A 20,522-nucleotide genomic window follows, 5' to 3' on the forward strand; every position below is an offset into this window, starting at 1 on the left:
CGGATACCAACACACGGATCATGGCGACCCTTGGTGACGACATCGACTTCCTTGCCATAGATATCTAGGCTTTTACGCGGGGTGAGGATCGAGCTGGTCGGTTTGACCGCAAAGCGCACGACAATGTCCTGACCTGATGAAATCCCGCCGAGAATGCCACCGGCATGGTTGGAGCCAAAGACCGGTTTGCCATCTTCGCCCAGGCGCATTTCATCGGCATTTTCAATGCCGGTCAGTTCGGCTGCTTCAAAGCCATTGCCGATCTCGACACCCTTGACGGCATTGATCGTCATCATCGCCTTGGCCAGATCGGCATCAAGCTTGTCATAGACCGGATCGCCAAGGCCAACCGGAACGCCGGAACAGACGACTTCGATCACCGCACCAACAGATGATCCATCCTTGCGCAGGCCATCAAGATATTCCTCGAACACCGGAACAGCTTCGGGGTCGGGGCAGAAGAACGGGTTGTTATCAACCTCGGCCCAGTCCCAGTTGGCCCGGTTGATTTCCTTGGTGCCCATTTTGACCAGGGCCGCGCGGATTTTGATGTCATCGCCCAGTACCTTGCGGGCAATTGCACCGGCGGCAACGCGCATGGCGGTTTCGCGGGCCGACGAACGGCCGCCGCCACGGTAATCACGGGTACCGTATTTTTCCCAATAGGTGTAATCGGCATGGCCCGGGCGGAACTGGTTTTTGATCTCGCCATAATCCTTGGAACGCTGATCAACGTTTTCGATCAGAAGCCCGATCGGGGTGCCGGTGGTTTTGCCTTCGAACACGCCCGAAAGGATTTTGACCTGATCAGGTTCGCGGCGCTGGGTGGTAAAGCGCGACTGACCGGGTTTGCGTTTTTCGAGATAATTCTGAATATCGGACTCGGTCAACTCAAGCAGGGGCGGCACACCATCAACGACACAGCCAATGGCCGGGCCGTGGCTTTCGCCAAAGGTGGTGAAGCGGAAAAGTGTTCCAAAACTGTTGCCAGCCATAACCGATTATCCAGAATTCAAATATTTAAGAGACAAAACGGGCCGCCCATCAGGGCAGCCCGCAAAATCGTATCAGGCCCAGATCAGGATTTCTGGACAGTGATGTCAGGTGCGTCTGCCTGTTTCATGCCAACGGTGTGGTAACCGCAATCGACATGATGGGTTTCACCCGTAACACCGGTCGAAAGGTCTGAGAGGAAATACAGACCCGATCCGCCAACATCATCAAGCGTGACGTTACGGCGCATCGGCGAGTTGTATTCGTTCCATTTCAGGATATAGCGGAAATCGCCAATCCCCGAGGCGGCAAGCGTCTTCATCGGGCCCGCCGAAATGGCGTTGACACGAATGCGATCCGGGCCAAGGTCATTGGCAAGGTATTTGACGCTGGCTTCAAGGGCTGCCTTGGCAACGCCCATGACGTTGTAATGCGGCATGACCTTTTCTGCGCCGTAATAGGAGAGTGTTAGAAGCGAACCACCATCTGTCATCAGTTTTTCCGCGCGCTGTGCGATCGCGGTAAAGGAATAGACAGAGATGTTCATCGAAAGCGCAAAGTTTTCCGGCGAGGTGTCGACATAGCGACCACGCAGTTCGTTCTTGTCGGAGAAACCGATGGCATGCACGACAAAGTCAAGCTTGCCCCATTTTTCCTTAAGCGTCTCGAACACGGCATCCATGCTGGCCGCATCGGTCACGTCACATGGCAGAACGATGTTGCTGCCAACAGACTCTGCGAGCGGGCGCACACGTTTTTCAAGGGCTTCGCCCTGGAAGGTAAAGGCCACTTCGGCGCCGGCCGCAGCAGCCGCACGTGCAATGCCCCAGGCAATCGATTTATCGTTGGCGACACCCATAATCAGGCCGCGTTTACCGGCCATAAGGCCCGAAATATTGTCGGTGGACAGGCTCATATTTCCTCTCGTTCCCACGATCTCTCTCTGGCAGGTAGAGGCATTCAAGAAAAGCCGCGACCGGCCCAGAAGGCATTAGACATTTTGCGCATCCTACACAAAGCGCGGCCAAGGTCAATCTGACCTGTCATAACGTGTGCAGGCACGCTATCTTGTTGATCAGGTGCAGTATAACCGGAAAATGCGTGGGGATAAGCGTTTAATGGCCGAAATTCAGAAATTGCTCGCTGATCGAACCGCATTCTGGCGCTATGCCGGTATGCGTTTTGTCCATGACAAATCCATACAGCGTGCCGCCGGTTTGTCCTATACGACGCTTTTGGCGATGGTGCCGTTTCTGGCGATTGCACTAACGGTTTTGTCGGCCTTTCCGGTTTTTGATCAGTTCAAGGACCAGATCATGACCGTGGTCCTGAGCAATTTCCTGCCGGAAACCGGCGCGCAGGTCACAGACTATCTTGGCAATTTCTTGCAGAATACCGGACAGATGACGGCGATTGGCACAATCGTGCTTGGCCTGACGGCGGTGATGTTGCTGAGCGCCATCGAAGGGGCGATGAACGATGTGTTTCGCGTGACCAGCCCGCGTAAAATTCTGGCGCGTCTGGTGGTGTTCTGGACACTTTTGACGGTTGGGCCAATGTTGCTGGGGCTTAGCCTGTCACTGGCGTCGTATTTCTTTGCCATGCGATACCTGGTGGGCGGCGAAGCGGTTGCCGAGCATATCGGTCAATTGACATTCTTGGCGCCCTTTATCCTGTCGGCGGTGGCCTTTTCATTGCTGTTTATCGGCATGCCGAACCGTTCGGTCGAGATTATTGATGGTGTGGCCGGTGGCGTGGTGGCAGCCGTCTTGTTCGAAACCCTGAAAAAGGGGTTTGCGTACTATGTCACGACATTTCCGACCTATCAGACGATTTATGGCGCGGTTGCGATTGTGCCGATCTTTTTGCTGTGGATGTATCTGACCTGGATCGTGATCCTTTTGGGTGCGCAGGTGGCAGCCGCGCGGTCTGAATGGCGTGCGGCACGTGCAGCGGGCCTGATCCCTGATCCGCGCGGTGCAGTGCCGGGGCATATGGAACGGATTATCGCCGTGCTGCGGGTTCTTGAATATCTGCAAAGTCGTTTCCACGAGGCCGACAAGCCGCCGACCTATCGCAGGATGATGCGCGACGTCAAACTGGGTGGGCGTGATCTGAACTGGGCGTTGGCAGCATTGCGGCGCGAAAAGCTGATTGATCGTTCCGAAAATCATCGCTGGCTGCTTTCGGGGGACCTGTCGCGGATTTCGTTGATGGATCTGATGAGCCGCCTTGGCCTGTTTCTGGATTATGACCGGTTGCTGGTTGTGCAGACCGATAGCGGCTGGCCGATTGCCATGCGCGAACGCCTGATCGAGCTCGAAGAAAAACGCAAAACGGTTCTGGATGTGAAGGTGGGTGATCTGCTTGATACCCCGCGCCCCGAAGACAAAATCCCCGAACAGATCGAGAAAGACCCGGACCACGAAAAACAAGACGATATCAATCAGAAAGACATGACTGACATCATAAGTTAGTCGTTGCGTCCGGGCGCTTTGGCGTGGGTCATTTCCACGCGGATCGGTTCATCGCTACTGCGCAGGTGCAAATCGCGTTGTGGGAACGGGATTTCGATATTGTGTTCGATGAAGGCATCCCAGACATTGAGCAAAACTTCGCTGATGATATTGCCGCGACCGTTTTGCGGGTCGTTGATCCAGAAACGGATTTCAAGATCGACCGAGTTGTCACCAAAACCGCGCATCAGGGTGTTTGGCCCCGGATTGTCCTGCACGCGTGCGCATTTTGCTGCTGCCTCGTTACACAGCTTGATCGCAAGGTGGGGATCGCAGTTATAGGAAATCCCGACCGGAACTTTCAGGCGCAGCTTGACGTCCGAGTGGCTCCAGTTTTCGACCTGATTGGTGATCAGGTCTTCGTTTGGGATCAGGAATTCCGTGCCATCGCGGGTTCGAACCGCAGTATACCGCGCGCCCAGTGACTGAATCCAGCCAAAGGTATCGCCAATCGCAATGACATCGCCGGGCTTGATCGAGCGGTCAAGCAACAGGATCACGCCGCTGATCAGGTTGGCGAAAATGCGTTGCAGACCAAAGCCGATCCCGACACCGACCGCACCACCAAATACGGCGAGTGCCGTCAGATCAACCCCCATGGTCGAAAGCGCAAACAAAACGGCGATTGAGAGCAAGACAAGCTTGAGAAGCTTTGCCATCAGGACCTGCACCGACGGGGTCAGGTGATGGACCTTGCGGATGCGTTGTTCAAACAGGCGCGAGGCAAAGGATGCCACCCACAGCAAAACCGCAAGCGAGAGAACTGCTTTGATGATGCCATAGATCGAAATGCGGAACTCGCCGAATTCAATCGCATGCCCGTCTAGGATTGCGATACTTGGTTCCAGCCATCCGACAATGTTGAGTGCAGCCAACGTCCAGGCGACGGTGGCAATGGTGCGTGACCAGACAGGATCATTGACAACGGCGGCCGCCAGACGAATGACAATCCATGCATTCAGAAGGCTTGCCACCAACCGGATGATGTTATGGCGATAGCCAGCCTGAATGGCGATGGCATCAAGCAACCAGATGGCTATGACAAAGATCAGCGGGAAGGCAAGACTGGGCAGCACCAGCGCAAAGCGCCGAAACCCGGCATAGGGTAAAAGCGGCTTCCAATCCTGCAAGCGCGCGAGAAGCGACGCCAGACGACCACGCAGCAAAAAGGCCGGGATTGTGGCAAGCAGGCAGGCAGCAATCTGGATCAGGATCGGGACCAGCAGGACATTTGCAGAGATCCAGGCGATTGCCTGTTCAAGCCATTGCAAATAGATGTCCGGATTGCTGAGCTGTTCCATATTGTCCCTGATGATCGGTTTCGTTCTTTGCGACAAAGTCCGTTAAAACAATATGGTAACACGGAACGGAATTAACAGGCACCTTTCAACGCGGGCTCTTTTGCGTGGCCTGATCCCGGGTGCCAACGGGCCAAGAAAAAAGCCGGCGAATGCCGGCTTTGGATGGAAGGGTTAGCGCGCCTTGTAGGGGTGCTTTTCAGACCAGTCCTTGATGAACTCGACCAATTCGTCATCGCGTTCTTCGGGCAGCTTGACCGTCAGGTGAACATATTGGTCACCACGTTTGTTGCCCCGGTCATAGGGCGCACCCTTGCCGCGCAGACGCAGTTTGGTACCGCTATTGGCGTTGGCGGGCAGCTTCATATTGACCTTGCCATCGACAATCGGCACTTCGATGGAGCCGCCCAGAATGGCTTCGGGCAGGCTGATTGCCAGATCACAATGGAGGTCATTGCCTTCGCGCCGGAAGGTTTTATCCGGATGGACATGCAGCTTGATCAGCGCATCACCGGCCTCGCCACCATTCATGCCCGCCATCCCCTGGCCTTTAAGACGGAGCGTCTGTTCGTTTTCGCTTCCGGGTGGAATGCGGACCTCAAGGCTTTTGCCGCTGGCCAGATTGATACGCTTTGTCGTGCCAAGGATGGCCTCGGCGAAATCAAGGCTCAGCTCATAGGAGATGTTCGGGCCTTTGACCTTTCTGGGTTTGCGTTCCCCGCCAAAACCACCGAAACCTCCGCCGCCAGAACGTGCGCGTCCCTTGCCGAAAATTTCGTCAAAGATGTCCTCGGCATTAGCACCAGAAAAGCCGCCGAACGGATCACCGCCACCAAAGCCGCCACCGGCATGTCCGCCGCCACGGGCAAACGGGCTGGTTTCGCGACCATCGGCGTCGATTTCACCATTGTCGAATTTCTTGCGGCGCTCCGCATCACCGAGAAGGTGATAGGCGCTCGATACCTTTTTGAAGCGTTCTTCGATTTTGGCATCGCCCGGATTGACATCGGGGTGAAGTTCACGCGCCAGTTTGCGATAGGCCTTTTTGATTTCTTCCTGACTGGCGTTTTTGGCGACGCCAAGTGTCTTGTAGGGATCCTGCATTTACTGACCGGTTCCAGAAACTAAAAGCACGTTATGTGATTTGCACGTTGTGTTCATTATTAGATCATGCGCCGCAAAAGATGAACCATTTTGCCGCATATGATCCGAAACAATGAGATTAAGGCGGGTTTGTCGCCCGAACCGATGACCAGATATGAAAAGGCGGCGCAAATCGCAAGGATCGCACCGCCGGTCATTTCAGATTTTTAGCAGGGCTTAGTTGACAACTTTCCAGCTGCCATCCGGCTGGCGGCAAGCGGTGCCATAAGCCGTTTCTTCCTGACCACCGATCATCACCGTCTGCTGGTATTCACGGCAATATTCCTGGGTTTTCGGTTCCTGATAGGTGCGGATCGGGGTCACCGTACCCTGAACACCGGTATCGGGGTTGTTCCAAGTGGTGGTTTGACCTGTCGGGGTGGCTTCCAGCGTGCGCTGGGTGCTTTTTGCCATGATGGCGCGGTCGGCATTGTCAAGCGACTTGCCGACTTCGCTGCCGATGAAGGCACCGGCAAGCGTACCAAGCGCAACACCGACAAGCTGGCCACTGCCCTTGCCGAACTGTGCGCCTGCGACGGCACCACCGACGGCACCAAGAAGTGTGCCGGCCGTTTGCTTCTGACCCTGATCCTGGGCGCAGCCAGCGATAAAGGCGGTCATGACCACCGGGATAACGATCTGACGGAATTTCATGTTTAATTTGCCCATCTTGTCTTTACAGTCCCAACCGATATTCTTTGGGTATATATATTGATCCAACGTTGTTGCTGCCACCGTAGTTCCGAAATATGTCGTCCTGACGGCAACAAATTTAATCAGCCAAAGGAAATCCTTTCGCAATGAACGAGAAAAATGCGCCAAAAATTGGGCATGAACCCCACGATGCCCCGTTCGACATGTTCGAAACCTGGTTTGCGGACGCAAAAAAGGTCGAGACTGCCTATCCGGATGCGATGACGCTTGCGACTGCCGATGCGCAAGGTCGCCCGTCGGCGCGGATTGTACTGCTTAAGGGTTTTGATCCGCGCGGATTTGTTTTCTATACCAACTATGAAAGCCGCAAGGGGGATCAACTGGCCGAGAACGGCTTTGCCGCCCTTTGTTTCCACTGGAAGACGCTTGAAAAGTGCGTGCGCATCGAGGGCAAGGTTGCCAAGGTCGATGCGGCCGAGTCAGATGAATATTTCGCATCCCGCCCGCGCGGCAGCCAGTTGGGGGCGTGGGCATCCATTCAGTCGCGCCCGATGAGTGGCCGGTTTGATCTTGAAAAGCGGGTTGCGGAATTCACCGCCAAATTCGGCCTTGGCAAAGTGCCGCGCCCGGAACATTGGGGCGGTTATCGCCTTGTGCCGGACCGGATCGAGTTCTGGGCGGAGGGCAAATTCCGCCTGCATGACCGCAAGCTGTTTACCCGCGATGACGCCGATAGCGGCTGGGACACGCAAAAGCTGTTTCCGTAAGGACAGCGACAGATCCCAAAACGCAAAAAACGCACAAGGGATCACGCCTTGTGCGTTTTTGTATTCTGGATCGGTGCGCCTTAGACCGCAGGTTCTGGCGGGCAGAAGGTGTCCTGCAGCACAGCGATGATCTTCATGATGTCGGGGTTGGCCAGCGAATAATAGATCGTTTGCGCATCGCGGCGGGTTTTTACAAGCCCTTCGCGGCGCAGGCGTGCAAGGTGCTGTGACAGGGCGGATTGTTTTATGCCCAGTTCATTTTCCAGCGTGCCAACGGATTTTTCCGTGTCGCCGAGAGAGCACAAAATAAGCAGACGCCACTCATTGCCGAGCGTTTTGAGAAATTCTGCAGCTTCACGTGCATTCTCGTGCAGTGCCGTATAGTCCATCCGCGAGTAACCCCGTTCTTAACTCTGCACACCAGGTCGCATTTTTGCTTTGAATGCCCGGTATCGTACCCAAGAGAATAATATCTCGATCTTTAAAGCGTCATCGTAATCGTTGGCATTCATGTTACAATCATTTTGTGCATGGTCGATTGAGAAAAACCGATCTGGCACCAACCACCGACACCAACAAAGTATAAGAATAATAATAACTTTCGCAAATTTTTGATCTTGAACAAAGAAAGCTGGGGCAAAAGACCTCAGACTGCTTGGCAGTAAAGGCATCATCAGTCGGTATTTCAGGCAGGTTCAATGACCTGTTCGACAGGCGGGAGTAGTTAACATGGCAATTCGCACCATTCTGGCACCGGTAGCAGGCACGGCAATCGACAAACGTGTGATGGCGACAGCCTTCAAACTGGCCAAGTCATTCAACGCGCATCTTGAGGCGCTTTTTGTCGCGGCCGAACCACAAGACGCCATTCCGATTGTTGGCGAAGGCATGTCAGGCCTGATCATCGAAGAAATGATCCAGGCCGCCACCACCGAAACCGAAAAGCGCGAAGCCAGCGGCAAGGCATCCTTTGCCGCCGCCGTTAAAGAGGCCGGCATCGAGGAGTCCAATACACCGAGCGCAGACGCCAAGCCAACCTGCGCCTGGCGCAAGGATAGCGGGCGCGAAGACGAAACAGTGGCCCGCCGCGGGCGACTTTTCGATCTGGTGGTGATTGGCCGGGATCCCAAGGAAGCCTCCGCATCGCTGACCTTTGATGCGGCCCTTATGGAAACCGGACGTCCGATCCTGGTGGCCCCAGAAGTAACCCCGGCGACCATCGGAGAAAAAGTCATGATCGCCTGGAATGGCGGGATCGAAGCCGCGCGCGCGGTTACTTCCGCCATGCCGATGTTGCGCAATGCCAAGGAAGTCACGATTGTCAGTGTCGGCGAGGTTCCCTATGGCCGTGCGTGCGCCAAAGCGCTGGCCGAACAGTTTAGTTGGCACGGAGTCGATGCGGCTGTGGTTGAAAGCACGGAAACCGGACAGGTTGCTAATACCTTGATTTCCGAGGCAGAAAAATGCGGTGCCGATACCATTGTTCTGGGGGCATACAGCCATTCACGCTTCAAGGAGATGATCCTTGGCGGTGTGACGCAGGATATGTTGGCAAAATGTGCATTGCCGCTTTGGATAATGCACTAGGCCAAGGGGCTGCTTAAGCGCCTGATATCGCGAAATTATATTACCTAACCGATGGTATATGACTGAAAAGGCGCATTTTTGATGCGCCTTTTTTTGTTGCGTTGCGGGATAAATAGGCACAGGGTTACAGAAATAAGAATGTGACGAAACCCCATCGGGGGCAGTACTGCCCCTAAACGAGGTGTTTCGCATTGTGGGAAATCAACGTCTGACAGGGGAAAACCCATGTTGTCATTGCGCGATATCATCGATTTCGCTTCGATGTCCGAAGACCTGGCACAGGAACTTAACAATCCAAATGTTGGTGTGCCTGATCTTGCTGCGTTGCTGTCTGGTCAAGCTGGCGGTGCGTTGCAGTCATGCAATGCGGCACCATGTGCCGCCAACGACGTTGACAGCGACTAATCATCTTATTCCCAATTATGGACTGATTGGGCCAGACAGGCTGCGTGCCTGCCCAAGCAGCCTATTTTGAAAACAGATCAATCTGGTTTGTTTTCTCATCCGCACCCGTATTCGGATCTGTTTTGGGGCGATCCGAACTTTCTTCCTGCCATGAAAGAACATGGTCAGGAAGCGGACCCAGCATGTATCCCAGATCTTCGAACGCCATGTGCGGATCAAGCCAGGCCGCCAGATGGTTCGGGCCGATCACGGCCGGCATCCGATTGTGAATATGGGCGATTGAGCCCGATGGCGCGCAGGTGATGATCGTGGCTTCGCGCCCGTTTTCCAAACCAGCGAACAGAAACGGTTGATGATCGGGCAAAGTGATGCGGTTCTTGTGCTTTGCCGTGCCGTCTTTGCGCCATTCATACCATCCGTTTGCCGGGATCAGGCAGCGGCGGTTCAAAAGTGGCCGGAAGGTTGGCTTTTCGGGCAGGGTTTCGGCGCGCGCATTGATCATCGGGCTGTTCGTGCCCGGGATGCTCAGCCCCCAGTATCGAATGGCGGCCTTTTGATGCGGCAGAATGACGGCAATCGGATCGGTCGGTCGACGCGTACCGGTCAGGCTGTCGAAGGCGGCGTCTTCGTCCTCGTCATCGGGTCCGTTGCGATTGAACCCGTCGGGCAACGGTATGCGAATGATATCTTCCATTTCCAGACCAAGCTGAACCTGAAAGGCGCGGATATCGCTGTTAAGATCAAAGCGGCTGCACATGGTCTTGCCCATCTTTACAATGGCAAAAACATAGCCTGTTTCGCATCCCTTGCCAAATGCCTGTAGGGCAGCCTATATCGCAACCGTGACTGCAGAAAAATCTTACAGTACAAGGCTTTTCCTTCGATGGCGGGGCCTGTGGTGCTATAAGAAAGTCAGCAAAATTCTGTTTGCGCGCATATCTTGTGAAGTGAGTACACCAATGAGCAGCAATGCCCCGAAAACAGTCGTCCTGACAGGTGCCAGTCGTGGCATCGGCCATGTTACGGTTGGATATTTTGCCAAGCGCGGCTGGCGGGTGATTTGCTGTTCACGTGAAGCCCCGCCGCCGAGCTGCCCGCGCGATCCGGCATTGGGCATCCACATCCGTGCCGATCTTTCCAAACCGGCAGAGGTCGAAGCCTTTATCGCCGAGGCGAACGAAGTACTGGGCGATGATCCCTTGCATGCCCTGATCAACAATGCCGGTGTGTCGCCCAAGACCCCCTATAAGGAACGGCTTGGCTGTCTGAATGGTGATATTGCTGCCTGGCGCGATGTGTTTGAGCTGAACTTCTTTACGCCGCTTACACTTTCGCGCGGGTTTGCATCGGCGCTTCATCGGGGAAAGGGGGCAATTTGCAACATTACCTCGATCGCGGGACATTATGTCCATCCGTTTGCCGGATCGGCCTATTCGACATCAAAGGCAGCGCTTTCGGGGCTAACGCGCGAAATGGCCGTCGAGTTTGCCGAGCTTGGGGTGCGGGTCAATGCGGTTGCCCCGGGAGAAATCAAGACCGACATGATATCCCCGGAATATGAGGCGCTTGTGCCACGCATTCCGATGAACCGGATGGGCACACCCGAAGACGTGGCGGCAGCGGTGCATTATCTGGTGGGGGATGACAGTACCTATGTCACCGGCACGGAAATCTTTGTTACCGGTGGGCAGCATTTGTACTGATCGACAGATCGGGACTGGATGACTTCTTAGCTGTCAGCCTTGACGTAAAAGGCCGGATCGTATTCGATCAAACCCGCCGGGATTTCATCAACCAATGGGCGTGCCATGAAATATTCATCGGGCACGCCTTCAAGTTTCAGATCGGGCAGGGGCGCAAAGCCAAACCGGCCATAATAATCCGGCTCGCCCAGAACGACACAGCCGTGGGCATCATCGGCGCGCAAATGGCGGATGCCGCTTTGGATCAGTTCGGAGCCAATGCCCAGTCCCTGGCGATCCGGCGTGACCGCAACGGGGCCCAGGCCAAACCATCCACAGGATTTGCCATCGATTTTCACCGGTGAAAACGCGATGCAGCCAACAATTTCATCGTCCTGTTCCGCGATCAGGGAAAGGGTAAGTTGACCACTTTTTCGGAGCGCATCGACGATCAAATGTTCGGTCTGCTGACTGTGGGGTGCAGTTGCGAAGGCACCATCCAGCAACGCGTGAATCGCCGCGATATCTTTTTCGGTTTCTTCACGTATCAACATTTTCCGTCCCTGCCTGTGACGTTGGACCTGCTTCCTGCGGGTTCAGACCACAATTCATTATGGTCTACATCACGACTATAACGGGAAAACGGTTTATGCTGAAAGGCTTTTAAGCCAGTCGCGTTTTTGCTCCAGGCGTTTGACTTCCATTTCAAGCCAACTGGTGAAGTTTTCGGCCTCATTTGCGTGCTCGTCACGCAGGGCGAGCACGCGTTCGAGATCAAGTTCGCAGACGTCTTGCAGGATTTCGATCTGTTCGGTGCGGATGTCATGATCAAGCAGATGCAGGAACCGCATCTTGAGCGCCATGATCAGGCGTGAAAGCTCGCCCGATGTATCGCGCACATTGCCCTGCATCAGTTCGATGAACTTCCTGTGCCCGGCATCGGTCAGGCTCAATTGCGCGTCAGACAACCCGCCGCTTGAGGTATCTTCCTTGACCAGGCCTTCAAGCTTGAGCAGCTGAAGCGAACTTCCCATCATATCCAGGGACGGCCCCATGATGTGCGACATGAAATGGCGCACCTCGTTGGCCAGATCGCCATAGCTGATCGGCTTTTCGGAAAGGGCAAGGGTGCCAAGTGCGCACAGGCGGAGACATTCTTTGGGGAGCAAGGTTTTATCCGAATACATGGGCGGTCCCTGTTTGATGACAGGTCCGACATTAACGCGAACGGTTCTTAATTGCAAAGTATTATCTTTACCGACGCGAAACCGGCAAGACAGCCTCAATATAGGACGCCGCCCGGTGAAAGCAAATGGCCGAACATCATTGTTCCCGGTAGCGGACCATTAGATGGGGCGGATCATCAAAAAGGCCGGGGCATTTGCCACCGGCCTTTTGATTTTCTGACTACCAAGCGCGTTAGGCGACCTTGGAAATGCCCAGTTTGCTCCAGACCGACAGGAGCGAGTCGATCAGATGATCGACCAACTCGTCATTATGCAGCGGGCCCGGCGTAAAGCGCAGGCGTTCGGTGCCGCGCGGGACGGTCGGATAGTTGATCGGCTGGACATAGATGTCATGTTCGAACAACAGACGGTCGCTGGCTTCCTTGCACATGGCCGGATCGCCCACCATCAGGGGAACGATATGGCTTGGCGCGTCCATGACCGGAAGGTCGACTGCGCGCATGCGTGCACGCAGGGTATCGGCGCGTTCCTTTTGGGCAAGGCGTTCGACATTGCTTTCTTTCAGGTGGCGCACAGCGGCAAGCGCACCCGCCGCGATGCTTGGCGGATGGGAACTGGTGAAGATGAAGCCATTGCCGAAGCTGCGCACGAAATCGACGATTTCCGGCTTGGCTGCGATATAGCCACCAATCACGCCAAAAGCCTTGGCAAGCGTGCCCTGGATGATGTCGACGCGGTGCATGACGCCATCACGTTCGGCAACGCCACCGCCGCGCGGGCCATACATGCCAACCGCATGGACTTCGTCCAGATAGGAAAGCGCGTTGTATTTTTCGCAAAGATCAAGGATCTGACTGATCGGCGCGATGTCGCCATCCATCGAATAGACAGACTCGAACGCGACGATCTTGGCGCGCTGCGGCCCGAGATCCTTGAGGATTTCTTCAAGATGGGCGACGTCGTTATGTTTCCAGATGCGGCGCTCTGCCTTGGAATGGCGCATGCCTTCGATCATGGAATTGTGGTTTTCGGAGTCGGAAATGATTACGCAATCCGGGAGCTTCGATCCCAGCGTTGACAGCGTGGTCCAGTTCGCGACATAGCCCGAGGTCATCAGAAGGGCGGCTTCCTTGCCATGCAGGTCAGCGAGCTCCCGCTCAAGCGCGACATGCAGATGGTTGGAACCGGAAATATTGCGCGTGCCACCCGCACCGCCACCCTGACCGGTGATGGCGTTTTGCATCGCTTCAAGCACCTTGGGGTGTTGGCCCATGCCAAGATAATCGTTCGAGCACCACACGGTGATTTCACGCGGGGCTTCGCCGTTATCAGGGTGATAGAGCGCCTTGGGGAATTTTCCGACAATACGTTCGAGATTGGCGAATACACGATAGCGGCCCTCAGCCTTGAGGCCGGACAGCGCATCTTTGAAGAAGGTGTTGTAATTCATACTTGTTTCTTTCGCCTGTCTCTTTGCAGTGTCACGGACTTTGTATCTGGTCGTGGCATCACAAAGCTCTGGTCTCGTCCAGATCAGCGACCTGATTCTGGACATATCCTCCGGTTCGACCGGGTCTTTATGGTTCCCTTATCAACCATGAAGGCCGATACGGCATTGACCCTTGTCAAAAATTAAAGCGATTCCAGTCTTGTTTGGAACCATCAGATCAGAGAAGGCGATCCATCTCTCTTGTGTCGATCTCTTTTCGGAGCAAGCTCCGTTTTGTCTTAAGACCCAATTTGGCCTCGTTGGCGTCATTTGGCAAGGATTCGAACAGCTTTTGCGCCACAATTAAATCGTTTTCATCCATCGGAAAAATCAATCATGACAGAAATTACATATGATTTTCAATATGTATTAATGTTGATGATCAGATAAATTTGCAGATAAATTCTGGATTTGGTGATGGAGTTAAAAGCGGATTTCTTGATTTTTCCTTGGCTAGACAAGGGATTGGTCGGTGTGCGATTGCCTGTTAGCAAGCTCGCAATCGGCATAGCCAATAAAAAACCGGCCGAAAGTTCCGGCCGGTTTTTGGGAATGCGGAATGTTGTTGCCTAGTGTGACATCAGGACCGGAACAGTCATGTGACGCAGAAGGTGTTGGGTGACGCCGCCAAGCATCAGTTCACGCAGGCGCGGACGGCCATAGGCGCCGCACACCATCAGATCGATGCTTTCATCGGCTGCGCGCGACAAAATAAGGTCGCCAACACTGATGCCAGAAGCGTTCATGCTTTCTTTCTTGGCATTCACGCCATGGCATTTCAGGCGTTCGCCAATATCGACACCCGGAACCGGCATGGTGTCGCGGGCACCCTTGTTCGGGTCGGCACAAAGAACCAGAACGGATTTTGCGGCCTCGAGGAACGGCATGCTGTCATTCATGGCACGCACGGCCTCGCGATAGGGCTTCCAGGCAACCATGACGCGATCACCGATGGTATCAAACTTGCCGACATAGGGCACAAGCAGAACCGGTGCGCCTGCGGTCAGGATGACTTTGTCCGGCATTTCCGAGACAGAGCACGGATCGGAACTTTCCGGGTCGTGCTGGCCCAGAACCGTCAGATCATGATGGCGGGCATACATCGCGGTGGTATCAGCAATTTCGGACGCCGGGCAGGAGGTTTCCTGCCAGCTGAAAGCAACACCGGCCGCATTGCAGGTTTCTTCAAACTGGGTGCGTGCAGCCTTTGCGGTTTCAGCCATCGCAGATCGCTGCTGATTGATGATTTCCTCGGTGATCTGGACTTCCATGAAGCGCGGAATCTCAGGATAGGGCAGCAGGAAAAGACCGGTAAGGTGCGCGTCCTGCGCCTTGGCAACTTTCAACGCAACAGAAAGGCGTTCCTTGCAGGCGGCTGAGGTGTCGATATGAACAAGAATATCCCGATACATGATCCGATCTCCATTCGGTAGGTGGCGTGGGGCTGACCCGAAATCTGTCAAATTGCCCTTGGCCTTAATGTCTGTGGCTACCCTATCGTCGTCTCGGGATGGTTTCTTTGCTCTATCTCAAATTAAATTATTCCAAGTTGTAATTTCGGGCCAAGTATCACCCGTCCGCACCCGGTTCGGTCATCGGGATGGTTTTTTCCATGGTCGGGATGTCGCCGCCAGCCGGAAGGCCTGTTGTCGCGGGGGGCGTGACAGGGGCAGGTGTCATCGGTGCGCTGTCGTTCATCGCGGGCATGGTGGGCATCGCCGGGTCATCGGTCGGAACACTGTTTGGCATCTGCATCGTGTCGCCTGACATCATCGAAAGCGTATTGTGCAGTTGCTGTGACAGGGTGCTCCAATTGGTTTGAAGCGTTGTGCAGGCCGCAGCATCGCCGGATTGAACGCAGCGCTGCGCCATTCGATCAAGAATGCCGAGCGCAATACGGGCTTCGTCGATCTGCTTTTGGCGCATTTCATCCATCGCCTTGCGATTGGGATCGTCCATCATGACGAGATTGTCATTTTCCCCCGCAGACGCAGAGCCCGTCATGGTGGCCGGTGATGCCGGGCGGGTATTCTGGGCTGGTGCCCCCCACGGGGTAACGATGGTGTCGGAGCTGTTGGACATCGTGACCGGTTCTTCGACCGGGGCCACGCACCCCGACAGGGCAAGGCCCAGTCCGATTGCGGGCAGGCATTTGGCAATCTTGCGCATCGACATGCGTTGTTCCTCCGACCGGTGGCGGGCGCGCCTTGGTCACGTCAGTTTGTTGTCCCGAACTCTGCCACAGTCGCTGCTATGACTTTGCTTTTGCTTGCGAACATATTGAACGTCGTTGCGGAGTCTGTCCAGTCCGGGCAAGTGCGCCGCCAGCGAATGCAATCAGACGGTAATATCGAGCTTCGTCACATTCACAGTTCTTTGCCCGGTGAAAGCCGCGGTTCGTCCTTCAATGATTTGGCGATCCATCGCATGGTTTCGCGAATGCGTGAAATGTTGCGCAGATCAGGGTGGGTTAAAACCCAAAGCTTGTTTGCCGGTATTTCCGGCAACGGCGCAAGCAACCGCAAACCCGGAAGGGCAAGATCGGATGGCAAACAGGCCAAACCACATCCGGCGCGCACCAGATGCGCCATCGCGATCAGATCATCGGTTTGCTGTTTATGCGGCGTGCGGCGGTTCGCATCGAGCCATTTATAAGGTGCGTAGCTTGCCAGTGTTCCGGATGCACCGATGAAGGGCTCCGCCAACAGGTCATCAAGCTTTGCCGGCTGATATCGGTCTGCGGCACCATAGATGCCCCATTCCAGTGTGCGGATTTCCTTGCCAACAAGATGCTCGGGCGGGTTGGCCGCAACCCGAACGGCAATATCGGCATATCGCTGCGTCATATTGAATTCGAGGTTGCTGGCAAGCAGTTCGATCTGAATGTCGGGCCATTGATCCTGAAACCGGGCGAGATGGTCTGGCAGAAAGAAATAGGAAAAACTGGTCGGTGCGGTGATGCGCACCAACCCGGCCGGTGTGGCGTCTGTCCCCGCAATGGTGGTGTTGATGACATCAAAGCTGTTCATGATCTGACGGGCGGGGACAAGCATTTCTGTCCCGGCATCGGTCAGGCTGTATTGGCCACGGATGCGATCAAAAAGCCGGGTGCCTGCCTGTTCTTCAAGCGCATGAATATGGCGAAACACCGTGGTGTTGCTTACCCGGATTTTCTGCGCGGCCAGTTCAAGCGACCCTGTTTCCGCGATGGCGAGAAACGACTTGATATAGTTCCAGTCCAATCGGTGCTCCGTTTCAAATTTGCAATCAGATACTACAAAATTGCCTATGTATTGCAAAATTGAAATTCCTTACGGTGTCGGTATCAAGGAATTCACCTACATATGTCAGGAAAGAAAACATGATCGGATACACATCACTCGGCACCAACGATCTATCCCGTTCGGGCGCGTTCTATGACGCGTTGCTTGCCGAATTTGGGGCGCAGCGTGTCTTTGAACAGCCGGACTTTATCGTCTGGAGTGCCGGCGAAAACAGCCCGGCATTTTCGGTGCATGTTCCGTTTGACGGGAATGCGGCAACGGTTGGAAATGGGACGATGATCGCCCTTTCAGCAGCGTCACGTGATCAGGTCGATGCGCTTTATAAAAAGGCGATCTCGCTTGGCGCGACGTCGGAAGGTGAGCCGGGGCAGCGCCACGAAAACGGGTTTTACGCGGCCTACTTTCGCGATCTCGATGGTAACAAACTCAACATCCATCATATGGGCTAAGGCGATGATTGGTTGTGATGCGGCGGGGGAGTGGAGCTGATGTCATCATATCATTTGATCGGTCACCGGCTTTGCCCCTATGTCCAGCGTGTGGCGATAGTTCTGGCGCAAAATGGCATAGCCCATAAACGCACCGACATCGCCCTTGATGCCAAGCCGGACTGGTTTCTGGCACTAAGCCCGACCGGCAATGTTCCTGTTCTTGTGCTTGATGATGAGCGGACCTTGTTTGAGGCCGCCGCCATCTGTCAGTACCTTGAGGCAATAACGGGTAAAAGCCCGTGTGGGGCGGATGCCTATGACCTCGCGTTGGCGCAGGCGGTGGTTGCGATTGGCGATAAGTTATTATCCCTTACCGCGGATCTGATTTATCGCGATCTGTCTGAAAGCAGCGTCGATGCGACGATGCATCAGATTAACAAACAGATGTCGATTGTGTCGGATCTGATATCGCCACAGGCCGTGGACGCGGACAAAGACCTTTCGATGCTCGATATCGTTTTTGCGACAGTTTTTCGGCCGTTTGCCCTGATCGCGGTCGGGCTGAACCGGGATCTGTTTGCCGGCTTTCCCGGGTTGCGCGGCTGGGCAAGCGATTTGGTCAAGCATGAGACGGTCCGAAACGCTGTGCCCGCCACCTATTATCGGGAAATTCACGAATTCATCGCGTGCAAGGAAGGATATCTGGCAAATCGTTTACGTATGATACCGCAAGACAGCATCGTCCTTGCGACCGCCAAGTCGGTCATGTGATTACGCTGTGAGCCGCCATAAAGGCAAAAAAAAAACGCCCGCCGAATTTATCGTGCGGGCGTTTTTCGTGTTTGTGATCGCGCTGGATTAGTCGTGCTTGCCGCCATTGGCCTTTGACCAGCCGATCGGGTCGTTCAGGAAGGAACGCACGCCTTCGATGGAATCCCTGCTGAAATATTCGCCTTCTTCGGCAACGGCGAGGACATCGGCCCAGGTTGCAAGGTAATGCATTTCGATGTCGTCCTTGCGCAGTTCATCAAGCGCGCCTTCGAAGATGTCATAGAAGAAGACGACAAAGGCATGTTTGCACTCGGCACCGGCTTCGCGGATGGCGTTGACGAAGTTGACCTTTGATGCGCCGTCAGTGGCAAGGTCTTCGACCAGAAGAACACGCTGTCCTTCGTGGATATCGCCTTCGATGCGGGCCTTGCGGCCAAAGCCCTTGGGCTTTTTGCGGACATACTGCATCGGCAGGTCAAGCGCATCGGCAAGCCACGCGGAATACGGGATACCAGCCGTTTCACCGCCAGCAACCGCGTCAAAGGCCTCGTAGCCAGCCGCATCGGATACCTGACGGGCGGCGAGTTCAATGACCTTGCGACGTGCGCGCGGGAAGGAAATCAGTTTGCGGCAATCGATGTAAACCGGGCTGGCCCAGCCGGATGTCAGGATATAGGCCTCTTCCGGGCGGAAATTAACAGCCCCGATATCCAGCAAAATCTTGGCGACAGTTTTGGCAGCATAGGTGCAATGCGCGGTCGGTTTCTCAGTGGTCATGGCGGCTATACCTTCTCCGGATCGACTATTTGCCGACCTCTTAGCGCTTTTGGCCGAAAAGCGCAAAGAAAAGCCGCTGACCATTTGGTCAGGTTCAGTTGAGGTTTCTGTTGCCCGAGCAAGGGGTTTCAGGTGGGGTGCTGTCGTTGTCAGGATGATACATAATGCGCCAGTAATGATATCTGAGATATCATAATTGAAGTTATAAGGTGAATTTGTTACATCTGGAGTTTGATGATCTGCCTGTTGGAAGGGTGACTTGATGATTACAGCCGGACAGATGCGGGCCGCGCGGGCCCTTTTGGGGATTGATCAGAAAATGCTGGCAGAAATGTCAGGGGTCTCGGTTCCGACCATTCAGCGCATGGAAGCCAGTCAGGGCAATGTACGAGGAGTCGTAGATACCCTTTCAAAGGTGGTTGATGCGCTTGACCGTGCAGGTATCGAGCTTATTGGCGAACAGGCTCCGAGTATGGGGGCCGGTCGGGGTGTTCGGCTGAAGGAATCGGAAACCCGACAATCGAGAAACGATTAGCGTGCAGTCAAAAATGCCGGTTCGTGCAGTCGCCAAATTTGGTGACCGCTGATCGGTAAGGGCCTGTATCATCCCGGCCGCGGCGGGGAATTGATGTGTGCAATCACCCAATGAGGGTGCCAAGCAAAATGAAGACAGAAAATCCAGAGAAGAGCCGGTATCCCAAGCCGGATTTTGTCGAACTGTTTACACCGAAACTGATCACCGTTCTGCGTGAAGGGTACGGTTTTGCGCAATTGCGTGCAGACGCGATTGCCGGGCTGACGGTTGCGATTGTTGCGTTGCCATTGTCGATGGCGATTGCAATTGCATCCGGGGCGACACCGGCACAAGGCCTTTATACCGCGATTATTGGCGGGATACTGGTCTCGCTTCTGGGCGGGAGCCGGTTTCAGATCGGGGGGCCGGCTGGTGCCTTTATTGTTCTGGTCGCAGCCACCGTTCAGGCGCACGGCATGGATGGCCTGTTGCTGGCAACGAGCATGGCGGGCGTGCTTCTGGTTTTAATCGGCCTGTTCAGGCTGGGCACCTATATCAAGTTTATTCCCTATCCTGTGACGGTTGGATTTACCGCCGGAATTGCCTTCATCATCTTTGCCAGCCAGATCAAGGATCTGCTTGGACTTGATCTTGGTGGTCCGGAGCCGGGGCCGTTTCTTGAGAAATTGCCGGTTATCTGGGCCGCATTGCCGAGTATGGATGTTGCGACCGTGATGCTGTCAGGGTCGACTATTCTGGTGATTGTCGGGCTTAAATATGTTCGCCCGCATTGGCCGGGCATGCTTATTGCCGTGGTCGGTGCCGCGTTGATAACGGCTGTGTTTGATCTTCCGGTTGCGACGATCAGCAGTATTTACGGCGGCATTCCAAGCAGTTTTCCAATGCCATCCTTGCCCGAAATTGATTTTGCCAAGGCGCAGGCGGTGCTTCCAAACGCCATTGCCTTTGCACTTTTGGGGGCGATTGAGTCGCTGCTGTCTGCTGTGGTGGCCGATGGCATGAC

Annotated in this window: 23 protein-coding genes; 9 read left to right on the forward strand and 14 right to left on the reverse strand. The window is 54.8% G+C overall.

From position 1 onward, the window contains the following. Positions 1–995, reverse strand: a 995-nt coding sequence (aroC, locus tag B3Z49_RS17900) for a chorismate synthase (protein ID WP_296993302.1), incomplete at its 3' end; no start/stop codon positions are given. An 83-nt stretch (positions 996–1,078) separates the two neighbouring features. Beyond that, entirely contained in the window at positions 1,079–1,909 is an 831-nt protein-coding gene (gene fabI / locus B3Z49_RS17905; RefSeq protein WP_008891298.1) for an enoyl-ACP reductase FabI, read from the reverse strand. Positions 1,910–2,111: 202 nt separating this feature from the next. On the opposite strand from fabI, the gene B3Z49_RS17910 reads away from it, so the two are divergent. Continuing rightward, positions 2,112–3,470: a YihY family inner membrane protein gene (locus B3Z49_RS17910; protein ID WP_296993304.1), complete on the forward strand. Its 1,359-nt coding sequence runs from the start codon at positions 2,112–2,114 to the stop codon at positions 3,468–3,470. On the opposite strand, the gene B3Z49_RS17915 is transcribed toward B3Z49_RS17910, so the two are convergent. The 3 genes from B3Z49_RS17915 to B3Z49_RS17925 all read right to left on the reverse strand — a co-directional run bounded on the left by B3Z49_RS17915 (position 3,467) and on the right by B3Z49_RS17925 (position 6,604). Further along, positions 3,467–4,810, reverse strand: a complete 1,344-nt coding sequence (locus tag B3Z49_RS17915) for a mechanosensitive ion channel family protein (RefSeq protein WP_296993307.1) — start codon at positions 4,808–4,810, stop codon at positions 3,467–3,469. The two genes, B3Z49_RS17910 and B3Z49_RS17915, sit on opposite strands and share 4 nt — an antisense overlap. 171 nt (positions 4,811–4,981) lie before the next feature. Further along, positions 4,982–5,911, reverse strand: a complete 930-nt coding sequence (locus tag B3Z49_RS17920) for a DnaJ C-terminal domain-containing protein (protein WP_008891305.1) — start codon at positions 5,909–5,911, stop codon at positions 4,982–4,984. Between the two features lie 216 nt (positions 5,912–6,127). Continuing rightward, positions 6,128–6,604 carry an RT0821/Lpp0805 family surface protein gene (locus B3Z49_RS17925; protein WP_414716270.1) on the reverse strand — a complete coding sequence of 159 codons (477 nt, stop codon included), beginning with the start codon at positions 6,602–6,604 and terminating at the stop codon, positions 6,128–6,130. Positions 6,605–6,750: 146 nt separating this feature from the next. Between B3Z49_RS17925 and pdxH the strand changes: the two genes are divergently transcribed. After that, positions 6,751–7,371: a pyridoxamine 5'-phosphate oxidase gene (gene pdxH, locus B3Z49_RS17930; RefSeq protein WP_008891307.1), complete on the forward strand. Its 621-nt coding sequence runs from the start codon at positions 6,751–6,753 to the stop codon at positions 7,369–7,371. Between the two features lie 80 nt (positions 7,372–7,451). On the opposite strand, the gene B3Z49_RS17935 is transcribed toward pdxH, so the two are convergent. Beyond that, positions 7,452–7,760 carry an ArsR/SmtB family transcription factor gene (locus B3Z49_RS17935; protein WP_008891308.1) on the reverse strand — a complete coding sequence of 103 codons (309 nt, stop codon included), beginning with the start codon at positions 7,758–7,760 and terminating at the stop codon, positions 7,452–7,454. Between the two features lie 340 nt (positions 7,761–8,100). Between B3Z49_RS17935 and B3Z49_RS17940 the strand changes: the two genes are divergently transcribed. Both B3Z49_RS17940 and B3Z49_RS17945 read left to right on the forward strand, forming a co-directional pair. Further along, the gene (locus B3Z49_RS17940; RefSeq protein WP_064790082.1) at positions 8,101–8,958 is read left to right on the forward strand and encodes a universal stress protein; all 858 of its coding nucleotides are present in this window, start codon (positions 8,101–8,103) and stop codon (positions 8,956–8,958) included. Positions 8,959–9,183: 225 nt separating this feature from the next. Then, positions 9,184–9,363, forward strand: coding sequence for a hypothetical protein (locus tag B3Z49_RS17945; protein ID WP_063087136.1), 180 nt, complete (start codon positions 9,184–9,186; stop codon positions 9,361–9,363). Between the two features lie 61 nt (positions 9,364–9,424). Here the strand turns inward: B3Z49_RS17945 and B3Z49_RS17950 are convergent, their stop codons facing one another. After that, positions 9,425–10,120: an SOS response-associated peptidase gene (locus tag B3Z49_RS17950; protein WP_296993315.1), complete on the reverse strand. Its 696-nt coding sequence runs from the start codon at positions 10,118–10,120 to the stop codon at positions 9,425–9,427. Positions 10,121–10,322: 202 nt separating this feature from the next. On the opposite strand from B3Z49_RS17950, the gene B3Z49_RS17955 reads away from it, so the two are divergent. After that, positions 10,323–11,066 (forward strand): SDR family NAD(P)-dependent oxidoreductase, encoded by a 744-nt coding sequence (locus B3Z49_RS17955; protein ID WP_008891311.1) that lies wholly within the window; start codon positions 10,323–10,325, stop codon positions 11,064–11,066. A gap of 26 nt (positions 11,067–11,092) precedes the next feature. Here B3Z49_RS17955 and B3Z49_RS17960 read toward each other — a convergent pair whose 3' ends face one another. From B3Z49_RS17960 to B3Z49_RS17985, 6 genes are all read right to left on the reverse strand, one after another. Further along, positions 11,093–11,599: a GNAT family N-acetyltransferase gene (locus B3Z49_RS17960; protein WP_296993318.1), complete on the reverse strand. Its 507-nt coding sequence runs from the start codon at positions 11,597–11,599 to the stop codon at positions 11,093–11,095. A gap of 93 nt (positions 11,600–11,692) precedes the next feature. Beyond that, the gene (locus B3Z49_RS17965; RefSeq protein ID WP_296993320.1) at positions 11,693–12,232 is read right to left on the reverse strand and encodes a hypothetical protein; all 540 of its coding nucleotides are present in this window, start codon (positions 12,230–12,232) and stop codon (positions 11,693–11,695) included. A 232-nt stretch (positions 12,233–12,464) separates the two neighbouring features. Beyond that, positions 12,465–13,682, reverse strand: a complete 1,218-nt coding sequence (gene hemA, locus B3Z49_RS17970) for a 5-aminolevulinate synthase (RefSeq protein ID WP_063087138.1) — start codon at positions 13,680–13,682, stop codon at positions 12,465–12,467. Positions 13,683–14,290: 608 nt separating this feature from the next. Continuing rightward, positions 14,291–15,133, reverse strand: coding sequence for a universal stress protein (locus B3Z49_RS17975; RefSeq protein WP_063087139.1), 843 nt, complete (start codon positions 15,131–15,133; stop codon positions 14,291–14,293). Between the two features lie 157 nt (positions 15,134–15,290). After that, on the reverse strand, positions 15,291–15,896 hold the full coding sequence (locus tag B3Z49_RS17980; protein WP_296993327.1) for a hypothetical protein: 606 nt from the start codon (positions 15,894–15,896) through the stop codon (positions 15,291–15,293). A 191-nt stretch (positions 15,897–16,087) separates the two neighbouring features. Next, a complete protein-coding gene (locus B3Z49_RS17985; protein ID WP_296993329.1) occupies positions 16,088–16,963 on the reverse strand; it encodes a LysR family transcriptional regulator in 876 nt (291 codons plus the stop codon). A 119-nt stretch (positions 16,964–17,082) separates the two neighbouring features. Between B3Z49_RS17985 and B3Z49_RS17990 the strand changes: the two genes are divergently transcribed. Continuing rightward, positions 17,083–17,454 carry a VOC family protein gene (locus B3Z49_RS17990; RefSeq protein ID WP_287445182.1) on the forward strand — a complete coding sequence of 124 codons (372 nt, stop codon included), beginning with the start codon at positions 17,083–17,085 and terminating at the stop codon, positions 17,452–17,454. 39 nt (positions 17,455–17,493) lie between these two features. After that, entirely contained in the window at positions 17,494–18,207 is a 714-nt protein-coding gene (locus tag B3Z49_RS17995; RefSeq protein WP_296993332.1) for a glutathione S-transferase family protein, read from the forward strand. A gap of 87 nt (positions 18,208–18,294) precedes the next feature. On the opposite strand, the gene B3Z49_RS18000 is transcribed toward B3Z49_RS17995, so the two are convergent. Then, on the reverse strand, positions 18,295–18,984 hold the full coding sequence (locus tag B3Z49_RS18000; protein WP_296993333.1) for an orotate phosphoribosyltransferase: 690 nt from the start codon (positions 18,982–18,984) through the stop codon (positions 18,295–18,297). 262 nt (positions 18,985–19,246) lie between these two features. Between B3Z49_RS18000 and B3Z49_RS18005 the strand changes: the two genes are divergently transcribed. Continuing rightward, entirely contained in the window at positions 19,247–19,519 is a 273-nt protein-coding gene (locus B3Z49_RS18005) for a helix-turn-helix domain-containing protein (RefSeq protein WP_296993335.1), read from the forward strand. Positions 19,520–19,647: 128 nt separating this feature from the next. Further along, on the forward strand, positions 19,648–20,522 hold an 875-nt coding region (locus B3Z49_RS18010), incomplete at its 3' end, for a SulP family inorganic anion transporter (RefSeq protein ID WP_296993337.1).

The sequence above is a fragment of the Thalassospira sp. UBA1131 genome (assembly GCF_002311515.1).
Classification (GTDB): Bacteria; Pseudomonadota; Alphaproteobacteria; order Rhodospirillales; family Thalassospiraceae; genus Thalassospira.

Coding starts and splice junctions, on each gene's coding strand:
- fabI (WP_008891298.1), bottom strand. CDS start 1,909: ATGAGCCTGTCCACCGACAATATTTCGGGCCTTATGGCCGGTAAACGC.
- B3Z49_RS17910 (WP_296993304.1), top strand. CDS start 2,112: ATGGCCGAAATTCAGAAATTGCTCGCTGATCGAACCGCATTCTGGCGC.
- B3Z49_RS17915 (WP_296993307.1), bottom strand. CDS start 4,810: ATGGAACAGCTCAGCAATCCGGACATCTATTTGCAATGGCTTGAACAG.
- B3Z49_RS17920 (WP_008891305.1), bottom strand. CDS start 5,911: ATGCAGGATCCCTACAAGACACTTGGCGTCGCCAAAAACGCCAGTCAG.
- B3Z49_RS17925 (WP_414716270.1), bottom strand. CDS start 6,604: ATGAAATTCCGTCAGATCGTTATCCCGGTGGTCATGACCGCCTTTATC.
- pdxH (WP_008891307.1), top strand. CDS start 6,751: ATGAACGAGAAAAATGCGCCAAAAATTGGGCATGAACCCCACGATGCC.
- B3Z49_RS17935 (WP_008891308.1), bottom strand. CDS start 7,760: ATGGACTATACGGCACTGCACGAGAATGCACGTGAAGCTGCAGAATTT.
- B3Z49_RS17940 (WP_064790082.1), top strand. CDS start 8,101: ATGGCAATTCGCACCATTCTGGCACCGGTAGCAGGCACGGCAATCGAC.
- B3Z49_RS17945 (WP_063087136.1), top strand. CDS start 9,184: ATGTTGTCATTGCGCGATATCATCGATTTCGCTTCGATGTCCGAAGAC.
- B3Z49_RS17950 (WP_296993315.1), bottom strand. CDS start 10,120: ATGTGCAGCCGCTTTGATCTTAACAGCGATATCCGCGCCTTTCAGGTT.
- B3Z49_RS17955 (WP_008891311.1), top strand. CDS start 10,323: ATGAGCAGCAATGCCCCGAAAACAGTCGTCCTGACAGGTGCCAGTCGT.
- B3Z49_RS17960 (WP_296993318.1), bottom strand. CDS start 11,599: ATGTTGATACGTGAAGAAACCGAAAAAGATATCGCGGCGATTCACGCG.
- B3Z49_RS17965 (WP_296993320.1), bottom strand. CDS start 12,232: ATGTATTCGGATAAAACCTTGCTCCCCAAAGAATGTCTCCGCCTGTGC.
- hemA (WP_063087138.1), bottom strand. CDS start 13,682: ATGAATTACAACACCTTCTTCAAAGATGCGCTGTCCGGCCTCAAGGCT.
- B3Z49_RS17975 (WP_063087139.1), bottom strand. CDS start 15,133: ATGTATCGGGATATTCTTGTTCATATCGACACCTCAGCCGCCTGCAAG.
- B3Z49_RS17980 (WP_296993327.1), bottom strand. CDS start 15,896: ATGTCGATGCGCAAGATTGCCAAATGCCTGCCCGCAATCGGACTGGGC.
- B3Z49_RS17990 (WP_287445182.1), top strand. CDS start 17,083: ATGATCGGATACACATCACTCGGCACCAACGATCTATCCCGTTCGGGC.
- B3Z49_RS17995 (WP_296993332.1), top strand. CDS start 17,494: ATGTCATCATATCATTTGATCGGTCACCGGCTTTGCCCCTATGTCCAG.
- B3Z49_RS18000 (WP_296993333.1), bottom strand. CDS start 18,984: ATGACCACTGAGAAACCGACCGCGCATTGCACCTATGCTGCCAAAACT.
- B3Z49_RS18005 (WP_296993335.1), top strand. CDS start 19,247: ATGATTACAGCCGGACAGATGCGGGCCGCGCGGGCCCTTTTGGGGATT.